Source organism: Bacillus sp. JJ722 (genome assembly GCF_036963345.1).
In the GTDB taxonomy this organism is placed as follows: domain Bacteria; phylum Bacillota; class Bacilli; order Bacillales; family DSM-1321; genus Bacillus_AD.
Map to the genome: position 1 here is coordinate 950 of NZ_JBALMO010000253.1, position 9,764 is coordinate 10,713.

Consider the following 9,764-nt stretch of genomic DNA (forward strand, 5'->3'; position numbering starts at 1 on the left):
CTTCAAATGGTGTATAGGATCTTAGTGATACGGCAAAACCTAAAAGATATTTCCGTATTTCCAACTGTAATTGCTTATCATAACGCTGCTTTTGAACCTTTAATTGTCTTTTAGGAAGTATATAACATAAAACACCAATAGGTAGGACTAAATATAAGAGAAACGAGTTGTCACTAATCCAATAAACAGCTAATACAAATAGCATCATAGTAATTGAGATAATAAGACGTTTTATGATAAAAGCTTGTACTGTCAGATCCGACTTATTCTCTCTTAATTCCATTTCTGTGTACTCTATATACTTTTTAATGGATGTTACTCGTTCTAATAAAGTGATTCTTCCAACCTTATCTTTTGATTCCTTTTCAGAACTAGTAAGATATTGTTTCAATACAAATTTATTGGTTGCTTTTGTATCCAAAACAATCATGACCGTTCGATAAGCTAATACGATAATAGAAAGTAAGAAGATACCTTGAACGATAGGTAACAGAAATACATTCACATAAAACCCTCCTTTCTAGAAATAGGCTTCTGTATCATTTGTTGGATCATAGGCTTCTAATTGTTCTAATTTCCAATAAGTTAACCCTATAAATGTAAAAGAAAGGGCAAACACTACACTGGCTGCCATGTGATTCATAACAAGCAAATAATTATCCATCGATACAAAAATAAATAAGAATGGTATAGACAAACAGAAGAAAGCAAAAGTCTTCCATACCTTTAATTTCTCACGATGTTGCGTTAATAGTTTTCTTCTATATGTTTCTCTTTTCTTCATATCAAAGGCTATATCACGTAAAGAACTCATATCAGTTGATCCAGTTGATACAATGACATGCAATTGATCATGATACAGTTTTACAAACTGATGCGGATATTTTTGCACAATGTGTTCAAATGACTCTTTTACACTTTTCCCATCTTGCGACTGCAAATAGGCTTCCTCTATATCCTTTTTTATAGGTTCTTCTAAAGAAGATAGGATCGAATATAACGCATCCTTTAAGTTATGATAGGTGCTTAAAGAAGAAGCTAAAAAAGACATATAGAAAGTTAATTTGGCATCCATAGCTTGCTTGTATTCCTTCTTAATCTTATAAACTCTTAAATTCACTGCCAAAACGCCACCTAACGGTGAAAGTGGAAGTAAAAGAAAAAGAACTGGTTGAAAGTAAATAATAACCATCACCAGCCCTACAGCAGTACCTACGATAAAGGAAGATATATACGATTGTTTAGTAATGATAACCCCACATTTTTCTGCTTCATACATAAGATGAGATGGGCTTAAATAATCCATCAATCCTTTTTTCTCTAACCATTCTTTGATTCTATTTTGTACCTTTCCTTCTTTCTCTATATCGGCTTTTAGATATTCTGAAAGTTGTTTTCCTCTTCTTCTAAAAGACAGCCTACTTACTTGCATAAAGGCAAAATAGATGAAGAAACCTATCACAATTAACCCAATCCAAAACATATCCATCACTTCCTTATATATTTGGTGCTAACTCTTTTAAATGAGTTAAATCGGGATATACTTCATTTAGCTGTTTCCACAAAGCAACGGACATTCTATTTTTCACAACGTGTTTTCTTTGTATTGGATCATATTCAATAAGAATATTCGCTTTTACTTCGTTATTTTCATAACCTAAATATTCGACTACTTGATTGATCTTCCTAACACCATTAAAACGCTTGACATGTGTAACGACTTTAAACGATTTAGCAATTTGTTTCCCATAAAATTCAGCTGAATGATGTTGCATTTCTTGACAGAATGCAATAGAACGGTCAGCCGCATCAATGGCATCATTGGAGTGCAGCGTTGTAGAAACAATAGTTCCAGTATTAGCTCCTTTTAGAATTTCATAAAATTCCTTGCCCCTTGATTCCTGAATAAACAGATAGATTGGATTATGGCGCATAGCATTACGCACATGAAAAAGATAGCCAAACTCTTCTTTTTCATCGTCAATTTTCTCTCTGTTTTTCCACATTCGAATTCCTTTTTCCGGGTATAACTCGTCTAAATAGGTTTCCGGTGTATCTTCCACCATGATAGGAAAGGCATGATCTGATATGGTTTTCACTAAATACCGGAAAAGCTCTGTTTTTCCTGTACCTACAGCGCCTGTAATCATGGTGCTTACACAAGGAAAAATGGCTTCTAAAAAGTCCATTGCTATTTTTGATGCATAACCAGTTTCCTTAATAAGCTTTTCGGTTAAGCGAAGCTCTTTAGAGATAATCCGAATCGATGTACTAATCTTAGGTGAAATATCTTGGCCAACAATACTTACACGCAATTGTGGGAATATAGCATGTACACTCGGCTTAGACACAGAAAACGATTTATTAGAACCGAACGCAAATTTGTAACAAAGTTCTTCGTAATCTTCTTTACTTCGAAAGGATAAATTCGTTTTATATGCCCCTTTATAAATATCATCTACTCGAATATCGTCCCAATCACATATTACAATATCTGTAATGGTATCTACTTCAACTAATGGTTGCAAAACATCTAATCCTACTATTCGCTCTAAAAGGTATTCTGTCGCTTCATCTAATTCAAATTGAGCGAAAAAAGAAGAAAAACGATCTAAAAAGCTTTTACTTGAGATATGACTATAGATGATTTGCTTTAATTGTTCTTTTTTCTCTAGATTTCCAAAGGCATCTTGCATAAGTCCTCTATATTTATCAGAACTTCTTAACAATGTTTTTATATGATCCGTTACTTCATTAAACTGACCAGATGATTGAATGTTCTTTTGTTTCTTCTTATGTTTTTCTTTTTCTTTTTGATAGAGTAATCTATCTAACTGAATAACGTTATCTGTACGCTCAATTAATCCTGGATAACAAACCGTATTCATGTATTACACACCTTTCGTAAAGAATCGACGTTTAGGCACTGTTGGAGTAATAGCAAACTTCAAATGTAAGGCGACTGTTTCCATCTTCTCTTTAATAAAAGGAGAACTTAGTTGTATCGCTAGTTCTTCCTTTTGTCGACCAGGATCAAAAGGAATTTGAATCATTTCTTCTTCTCCAAATAACTTTTGATATTCCATTTCATCGACTTCTTCACTAATCATGTTCAATACTGTCAACCACTTATCTTCGATTTGTGGTGATAGAGTGGATAAGAATTTCACCGTCTTTTTTCGGGCGAATAATTGCGTACTACTAGGTGTAATCACTTCAATAACATGATCAGATTGAGCCAACATTTCATACCCAAAAATGTTACTTAAATCCGTTGGTAAATTTAAAATAACGGCTTGATAAGATGTATTTTTCAATGCATAAATCAATTGTTCAATAAATTCATGCGCATCTTTTTCAGCCGTTTCTTCATTGGTCAGGATTTTAGGGAAACTTTTTTCACCATAATCTAAAGGGAAAAGCAAATAATCCAACTCTTTAGGTAATTTATTAAATGACTTCCATAAATCTTTTTCTTCCGTTTTTAATAGATGTTCTTTTTTCAACACAAAAGCAGTTGGATCAAAATTTCGATTTAATACAACTCGGTTAAAGTACTCACTGCTATTTCGTTGGGAATCAGAAATGCGTGTTGCAATGGCTACAGCTGGCATTTTATAATCCAATTCAACATATAACACTTTGTGATTTTGTTCAGCTAATAATTCAGCTAGAGCAAGTGATAGTGTACGCTTCCCTTGTGAAGCTGCCACCGAGTAAAAACTAATAATTTCCGTCATTGTTGTTCCTCCTATTTCTAATCTAAATTCATTATTTAATACGTATTCTCTACGTATACCGACATAATTGCTTTACTCCATTCCCTTTCCTTCCATTCTTTTATGCTTCCAGTCCGTCCATGTATCAATAATCTTTTCAAATAAAATTACATTAGCCCTTAAACTTAATAGTCCAAATAAAAGGTACAACGGTAACCTACTATTAATATCAAAATCCCTCACTACGTCAACATAGCTTTGTGGTAACTTATCACCTATTAACACTAATCCTATTAACAAACCTACGTAAACAATTACATCTAACCATCGAAATACGTCAAAATCTACTAAGCTTCCTTTTGTAAAAAATATAAACTGTATCCTCTTCCGTCTAAAAAACTGAACCATAAGATAAAGTGAATATATACTTATAAATGTAAATAATGTAACAAAAATATCTATACTTATAGTATTCCTTAACCACTCCAACATCATTTCACCTCAACAGAACCTTTGTTAATTCTTATTGACTCATTCATTCTCTTTCTTTGTATTACTTGCTACTTGAACGTCAGATGATAACGAAGCCTTTTCAATATATTGAACAACTTCATTTGGTTCACTAGTTGCTTTCGAATCCATATCATACGCATCATCTGTAGCAATTGGTACAATCTCACCTAACAATTTAGCTTTACCAATTAAATCACTCATGCTTTCAGGAATGGCAAAAATATAAATCTTAGCTAGGTTCTTATCAGATGAATCAACAGCTCCTTGTACTTCTGGATCAGTTGCATTTCCTTCAGCATCGAACACGTTAGAAGCTTCTGCATCCTTAACCGCAACAACACGAACTTGTGAAGCTATTTTTCCGTAAATAGCCTTATCATTATCTCCTTCATTCACGACATTACGAAAATATAAATCTACTTTTGTGTCAGGAATAATACTATTTCCTAATGAAGTTTCAAGATCCACTAACAAAGGAAAAGCAACTTCACCTTCTTTTAAATCTAAAATACCAGCATCCGGAAGCTCGGATTTATCTACAATTTTATCTGTGTAGATGAAACTATTCTTCGGAATACCAAAACCGGAGACTGTCCATTTACCAATCATATCTTCTTTGTCTCGAATCGTATTCGTTGGTATACCTTGATTTGGTACAGAAATGGTTGTCAGCATATCTTTATTTCCGTTCTTGGCGGTATTTCTTCTTTAGTTACCACTATTTCTTGTACATTCACTTTCGCTTGTATAGATGTATTCATGTAAAAAAGCATGACTACAAGCAAAGAAGCAACCGTTAAAAGCGCCATCACTCTTTTTTTCCATAGCTTTTTCTTCACATTATCCAACTCCTATTCTTTTTTTAGATCCTTTGCTTCGTAAATAACGATTTCTCGACTACGAGTAATCGTGTTTGTATCATTATTTTCACCTTTAAAATTATTCGTCATATTCATGAAAGGCGTGTCTACAGAACCATAAGAATCAACGGCTAACATAGCAGGCTTGCTAGATACTTCATAAATGTTTAAATATTTATTACCATCATGAAAAGAAGCCGTATCGGCATACTGACGAACAACGGCTTCTCTTGCAATCTCTTCATTTATCGTAACTTCCTCATTTACCCTGGCATTACCCCAATTGATAGCCACATTCATGGAGTTCCTTGCAGTATTTGTAGAACTTGTTTCATTATCACTATCTGCCATTGCTATATATTGATATGAAACCGTAAAACCTACAAAGAAAAGAAACGTTAGAATAATCCATGCTGACATGACTGAATTAGACATTTACATCACCTTCTTTTTTGAAAAATCTGACCAAAATGGTAGAAAAAAAGAAAGAGAATAATATATCCTCTTTCTTGCTATACAACTTTATTTGTCACTTGTCGGAATATGAACAGAGTCAAACAATGACTTTCCTAAGATATATTCGTGATTCATACCTTCATTAAAAGCTCGAACCTCTTTTATTTTTTCAGGTGTTAGGAAATACATACTATCATATTGACTAGCTGGCAGCTTATCAGGGTGATCATACCAATTTCGATACCAATCCGTTAAAGCTGTTAATCTAAAGTCTTGTCCAGACCAGTTCCAACCAATTCCTCCTGGGAAAGGATTATTAGGTGAGACGGATCTTTTCACAAAATCATCATCGCCGTTTTCATCACCAATGATCGTTCCTTTGACCATTACTTTACCTGTTTGACAAGTGTTTAATTGATTTACACCAGCACCATAAGTACGAACTTTAAATTCGTAAATTCCATCCGGTTGAAGAAGATCAACATACCATCTTGTTAGTTCATTCCCTTCTTCATCCTGCAATAAAATCTTGTCATGCGGATTTCGTTCTGGATGCGTTTTGTAATCATTGTTTCGTACTGCAAATAGGTTGCCGGAGTATTCCTCTACCGCAACAGGTGGTAGTAACCAGGTTCTAGTTTCTGAACGTGGAGAAGGACTTTGGTTTGTCTCCATACCAACGTTGTACCCTTCAACCTTATATTGAGGACTATCATTGATATATTTATCTATCGCAGGATCTTTACTATAAGGTAAAAAATTACCTAGAGTAGGAAAATAAGATTCAACGGTTTTTGTTCCTGTCTCTTGAGCAGGTTCAGGTTCATTATCATAGTTGATATATTGAGTGGTTAATTGATATTCAAATCCAAATCCTGCCCTTATTTCTTCTTTTGGTAACTTTGTAAATTCACTACGAACTTTTTCCTTTAAGACTCTTGTATTTCCATCCTCATTCACAGTTCGAACAATCCCTTCGACTTCTGAAGGAGCAAAATATTGTCCAGTTGGAGGACACGCTGCTGTTTCTTTCGAGCTGATATATATCGGAGTATCTTTCCAGTTATTCGATGATGAACTTGGATATAAATCGTGACCTACTCTTGTATTATAGCCAAGTGACACTTCACTTCTTGATTCTAACGGATCATAATAAAATTCTTGGTATTTTCCATCTTCATTGATTTGCGCCATAATTGTTCCATCACCATTCAATGTCCAACTTGGCATTGTATAACGTTTTGGGCCTTCACCTTCGCTAAGTGAAACCGTTGTTTGACTCACTAGAGAATCATTGTAATCTAAAAAAACCGTTGGATTTACAACGGAATACTTGGCTTCTTCACTTTGAATATAAGCCAATTCGGCTTCTGCTTTACGAATCGATTGTTCATAAAGAGCAATCATTTGATTAGCTTGATTAATCTTATTCGTCATTTCATGTATTTTTTGTTCAGCACTTGCTATAGCTGATTCATAACCCGAACAATCAGGTGTATTTCCTTCTTTATCCGGTGGTGTTGCTAGGCAGGATGAAAGATCGCTTTGTGCTGAAGATTTCTCACTTTCAGCTGAAGATTTCTCACTTTCATACTCTGACTTTTTAGATTCAGCATCTGACTTCATATTATTTACTTCTTCAATGTAACTCTGAAACTCTTGTTTTGCTTGTTCCCGAGAATCAGAAAAATCGGCTCGTTCTACATAAACGTCCGTTGCTGTGTTTGTTCCTTTTTCAACTGTACGACCATCTAAACGATAAACTTCTACATCTAACTCATATTCATATCGTTCAGGTACGGGTGGTGGAGGTTCAATTTCTCCCCCATCAGGTGGAGTAACACTCCCATCATCACCAATTACTATCGTTTTCTTTACTTTCGTTGCTCTTTCTACTACATCCCAAACCGTTAATTCAACTTGGTATGTTCCAGGTGGTTTATTAATCGTTATGGATTCTGAAAAACTGGAAGCTCCTGTTTTCCCTTCTTTAATAACTCCACCATCTAAAGTAACCTTATAGTTGATTTCTGGTCTAGTTCGATATGTCGAATGAGGGTAAAATTCTTTCCCACTCACTTTAAATGTAATATCTGTATTCGGTTTTCCTTTTGCCGGAAGTCCATTGGTTGCCGTAGGGAATTCAGTCGTTTCTATGATTACTTCCCCATATTGTAATAAAGCTGCATCGTAATAGTCCAATCCTCTTGTACCTTGAACTTTTGCACCAGTTAATCTTGCTGCATCTTTAATGTATAGTCTAGAGTATTGTTCTGAAGGACGATAAGCATTAATCACATTAGCTTTATAATTTGATGCTTCTCTTTGTAAAAATGAAGTATTACCATTTAGGACTTTTCCCCAATAGGACAAATCCGAATCTTGAATAAAAGTTCTTCCTTGACTACCATCAGAACGTGGTCGCATCAGCATAATTTTCTTATCTAAACTCTTCCCATCTACTTCTACCATCCAGTTTGCTTCATACATAAAATCTGAATAATCGAATTCAGGATGAACAATCCTATACTTGTAGGATCTATAATTGTCGTGATCCATCCATTGCCTTTGAGAAGCCATACGTATATCAGAATCTAAAGAAGTTAACGCACCTGCTGGATACCCATTGTACCCAGCAGCTGTTAAAGGTATTGATGTTACTAACATACAAATTAAAACAAGAGAAACTAGTAATATCTTTTTTAATCTATCCAATACCAACCATCCTTTTCTAATGGATAGTCAGCAATCTCAACACGTAGTGAATATGGATATTGTGGTGTCATTTGTCTTGTATGCAAACCTAGCGCTTTAGAAACTGCTAAAACAGGCGCTTTCACAACCCCATCTTCTGTAGTTACTTTACTTGGTAGTTTAATATTACTGCCGTTCAATATAGCTACATCACTATTATTCGTTAATTCGAGAATGTTGTTACCATGTTTTAGTTGTAAACCATTATTTGAAACTGTGACTGATTGTGCATCACTAAAGGCTGATTTTATATCAACCATAAATTCATTATTGTTAGCTAATACTTCAGGCATTGCTTTTAATGTAGTAACTTCTGCTTTACCTTTAGTGTAAGTAACTGAATCTTTATGTTCCGTATGCAAATCTAATAAAAATTGACCTTCTTGTTTTGGTGGTGTCGGAATTACCGCATTTAAATCTTTCATATATTGAGATGTCGGATTTTCAATTTTATCTAGGAACAACTCTGATTCTCTATATGGTACACCATTGAATGCTATAATTTCATTAGTTGGGTAAGTGCTATAACTTACAAGAAATGAATCTTTATTTTTATTTACCCAGTCAGCAAAATATTCTTTTGGTTCTGGACGCACTGCTGCATAAACCGGATCTTGTAAATCTCTCCAATAATACTGAACAAAGTCTTGTACATACACTTTATCTTGAGTACGTACAGTTACTTTAAATTCGCCAACCTCTTGTTCAATACGCTCTTTAGACCACTTTTTCCAATCATCTTCTGCTGGTGGAACTGGTTTTGTCGGGTTTTCGATTAGATTTATCATACGGTATACAAATACAGATGATGTAGCTCTATCTGCATGTTCACTTGGTGCAAATGTATTATCATTTTTACCAGCAATAATGCCGTACTTAGTCATTCGTTTTACAGATTCAAAAGCATATTTAGGAACTGAACCAGCATCCTTGAATGTTAGATTCGTAGTTTCAGTGAAATTACCCTTCATATTCATAGCTCTATCAATCATAACGGCAATATCAGCTCGTGTAACAGGTTTATCTGCATTAACATAGCCTTTTGTATCCCCTTGTATTAAACCAGCCGCAGCAGCCCTTGAAACGTCCTTATAAAGCGCTTTGCTTTTTGGTAAATCCTTAAAATTGCTATCGGCTTCTGGCAAATCTAATGCACGAGCCAAGAAAGTAGCAAATTGTCCTCTTGTTACGATTGTTCCTGGTTTAAATGTTCCATCGTTATAACCAAGAATGATCTTACGTTTCGTTAATTTCTGAATTGCATCATAGGCAAATGAGTTTTTCGATACATCACTAAATGATGTAGTAGCCATTACTGTTTCAGCTTTTACCTGTTCTGTATTAAATACATTAAAAGGCACTGAAGTAAATAATAAACTAGCCCCTAAAACTGTTGAAACAATCACTTTTTTTGTATTCATCCAAAACATCCTCCCTTAATTCCGTTGCATATATTATTATG

Annotated in this window: 10 protein-coding genes; all 10 read right to left on the reverse strand. The window is 34.5% G+C overall.

What is annotated here, in order from left to right; all coding sequences use genetic code 11:
- Window positions 1-505, reverse strand: a 505-nt coding sequence (locus V7014_RS22965; RefSeq protein WP_335510704.1) for a hypothetical protein, incomplete at its 3' end; no start/stop codon positions are given.
- 15 nt (window positions 506-520) lie between these two features.
- On the reverse strand, window positions 521-1,483 hold the full coding sequence (locus tag V7014_RS22970) for a type II secretion system F family protein (protein ID WP_335510707.1): 963 nt from the start codon (window positions 1,481-1,483) through the stop codon (window positions 521-523).
- Between the two features lie 13 nt (window positions 1,484-1,496).
- On the reverse strand, window positions 1,497-2,888 hold the full coding sequence (locus tag V7014_RS22975; protein WP_335510709.1) for an ATPase, T2SS/T4P/T4SS family: 1,392 nt from the start codon (window positions 2,886-2,888) through the stop codon (window positions 1,497-1,499).
- Between the two features lie 3 nt (window positions 2,889-2,891).
- The gene (locus V7014_RS22980; RefSeq protein WP_335510711.1) at window positions 2,892-3,740 is read right to left on the reverse strand and encodes an AAA family ATPase; all 849 of its coding nucleotides are present in this window, start codon (window positions 3,738-3,740) and stop codon (window positions 2,892-2,894) included.
- 72 nt (window positions 3,741-3,812) lie between these two features.
- A complete protein-coding gene (locus tag V7014_RS22985) occupies window positions 3,813-4,211 on the reverse strand; it encodes a hypothetical protein (RefSeq protein ID WP_335510712.1) in 399 nt (132 codons plus the stop codon).
- 39 nt (window positions 4,212-4,250) lie between these two features.
- Window positions 4,251-4,907, reverse strand: a complete 657-nt coding sequence (locus V7014_RS22990; RefSeq protein ID WP_335510714.1) for a hypothetical protein — start codon at window positions 4,905-4,907, stop codon at window positions 4,251-4,253.
- The gene (locus V7014_RS22995) at window positions 4,901-5,071 is read right to left on the reverse strand and encodes a hypothetical protein (RefSeq protein WP_335510716.1); all 171 of its coding nucleotides are present in this window, start codon (window positions 5,069-5,071) and stop codon (window positions 4,901-4,903) included. Before V7014_RS22995 ends, V7014_RS22990 begins: the two co-directional genes overlap by 7 nt.
- Window positions 5,072-5,083: 12 nt before the next feature.
- Window positions 5,084-5,527: a DUF5411 family protein gene (locus V7014_RS23000; RefSeq protein ID WP_335510718.1), complete on the reverse strand. Its 444-nt coding sequence runs from the start codon at window positions 5,525-5,527 to the stop codon at window positions 5,084-5,086.
- An 87-nt stretch (window positions 5,528-5,614) separates the two neighbouring features.
- The gene (locus V7014_RS23005) at window positions 5,615-8,263 is read right to left on the reverse strand and encodes a hypothetical protein (protein WP_335510719.1); all 2,649 of its coding nucleotides are present in this window, start codon (window positions 8,261-8,263) and stop codon (window positions 5,615-5,617) included.
- A complete protein-coding gene (locus tag V7014_RS23010) occupies window positions 8,251-9,723 on the reverse strand; it encodes an S-layer homology domain-containing protein (protein WP_335510721.1) in 1,473 nt (490 codons plus the stop codon). Before V7014_RS23010 ends, V7014_RS23005 begins: the two co-directional genes overlap by 13 nt.
- Between the last annotated feature and the right edge of the window lie 41 nt (window positions 9,724-9,764).

What these genes read in the sequence shown, in the direction of transcription:
- V7014_RS23010 (WP_335510721.1), bottom strand. Translation starts at nt 9,723, where the DNA reads ATGAATACAAAAAAAGTGATTGTTTCAACAGTTTTAGGGGCTAGTTTA.
- V7014_RS22970 (WP_335510707.1), bottom strand. Translation starts at nt 1,483, where the DNA reads ATGTTTTGGATTGGGTTAATTGTGATAGGTTTCTTCATCTATTTTGCC.
- V7014_RS22990 (WP_335510714.1), bottom strand. Translation starts at nt 4,907, where the DNA reads ATGCTGACAACCATTTCTGTACCAAATCAAGGTATACCAACGAATACG.
- V7014_RS22985 (WP_335510712.1), bottom strand. Translation starts at nt 4,211, where the DNA reads ATGTTGGAGTGGTTAAGGAATACTATAAGTATAGATATTTTTGTTACA.
- V7014_RS23000 (WP_335510718.1), bottom strand. Translation starts at nt 5,527, where the DNA reads ATGTCTAATTCAGTCATGTCAGCATGGATTATTCTAACGTTTCTTTTC.
- V7014_RS22975 (WP_335510709.1), bottom strand. Translation starts at nt 2,888, where the DNA reads ATGAATACGGTTTGTTATCCAGGATTAATTGAGCGTACAGATAACGTT.
- V7014_RS22980 (WP_335510711.1), bottom strand. Translation starts at nt 3,740, where the DNA reads ATGACGGAAATTATTAGTTTTTACTCGGTGGCAGCTTCACAAGGGAAG.